At 67.4% G+C, this 1,424-nt stretch carries 1 protein-coding gene; it reads right to left on the bottom strand.

What is annotated here, in order from left to right:
* On the bottom strand, positions 1-1,424 hold a 1,424-nt coding region (katG, locus tag J8I29_RS29615), incomplete at both ends, for a catalase/peroxidase HPI (RefSeq protein WP_209434417.1).

Raw genomic sequence — 1,424 nt, 5'->3', positions numbered from 1 at the left:
CCCCTTTTGTCGGAGCCGCGGAAGGTCGAGGCCGAGGCCCAGGCGGTGGAAACCAGCTCGGCGGTCGACAGGCCCGAGGCCAGGATCCTGGCCTTGAGCTCGGCCGCGTCCTTGTCGTCGATCAGGGCATGGTCCACCGCCGGCAGCGGATCCTGCCAGATCAGCTCCTCGGCCGGAACCTCCGGGCCGAGATAGCGGGCGCGCGGGCCCATGTCGCGATGGGTCAGCTTGAACCAGGCCCGGGCGAAGGCGTCGGCGAAGGCGTCCGGGTTCTCGAAGAAATGCCGGGAGATCTTCTCGTAGGCCGGGTCGAAGCGCAGCGCCAGGTCCGTGGTCAGCATCGCCGGGGCATGGCGCTTGGAGCGGTCATGCGCATCCGGCACCGAGCCGGCACCGGCGCCGTGCTTGGGCTGCCACTGATGGGCCCCCGCCGGGCTCTTGGTCAGCTCCCAGTCATAGCCGAACAGGTTCCAGAAGAAATTGTTGCTCCATTTGGTCGGCGTCGAGGTCCAGGTCACCTCCAGGCCCGAGCCGATGGTGTCGCCCCCCTTGCCGGTGCCGAACTGGTTGTGCCAGCCAAGGCCCTGCAGCTCGATGCCGGCCGCCTCCGGCTCCGGCCCGACATTGGCGGCGTCGCCCGCGCCATGGGTCTTGCCGAAAGTGTGGCCGCCGGCGATCAGCGCCACCGTCTCCTCGTCGTTCATCGCCATGCGGGCGAAGGTCTCGCGGATGTCGCGGGCCGCCGCCAGCGGGTCGGGATTGCCGTTGGGCCCTTCGGGATTGACATAGATCAGGCCCATCTGCACGGCGGCGAGCGGGGTCTCCAGATCGCGGTCGCCGCTGTAGCGCTTGTCGTCGAGCCAGACATTCTCGCTGCCCCAGTAGACGTCCTCTTCCGGCTCCCACACATCCTCGCGGCCGCCGGCAAAGCCGAAGGTCTTGAAGCCCATCGATTCCAGCGCGCAATTGCCGGCCAGGATCATCAGGTCGGCCCAGGAGATCCGGTTGCCGTATTTGCGCTTGATCGGCCAGAGCAGGCGGCGGGCCTTGTCGAGATTGACGTTGTCCGGCCACGAGTTGAGCGGAGCGAAGCGCTGCTGGCCCGCACCCGCGCCACCCCGACCGTCGCCGGTGCGGTAGGTGCCGGCGCTGTGCCAGGCCATGCGGATGAAGAGCGGGCCGTAATGGCCGAAATCGGCAGGCCACCACTCCTGCGAATCCGTCATCAGCGCGAACAGATCCCGCTTCACCGCCGCAAGGTCGAGCTTCTTGAACTCCTCGGCATAGTTGAAGCCCCGGCCCATCGGATTGGACAGGCTCGAATGCTGGTGCAGGATCTTCAGGTTCAGCTGGTTCGGCCACCAGTCACGGTTCGAGCGAACCTCAAAACCGGGACGCGCTCCATGCGCTACCGGGCACTTGCC

The sequence above is a fragment of the Labrys sp. LIt4 genome, from assembly GCF_017813775.1.
GTDB classification, from domain to species: domain Bacteria; phylum Pseudomonadota; class Alphaproteobacteria; order Rhizobiales; family Labraceae; genus Labrys; species Labrys okinawensis_A.
Note: the sequence above shows the minus strand (reverse complement) of the source record. Positions and strands in the feature narration are given on the sequence as shown.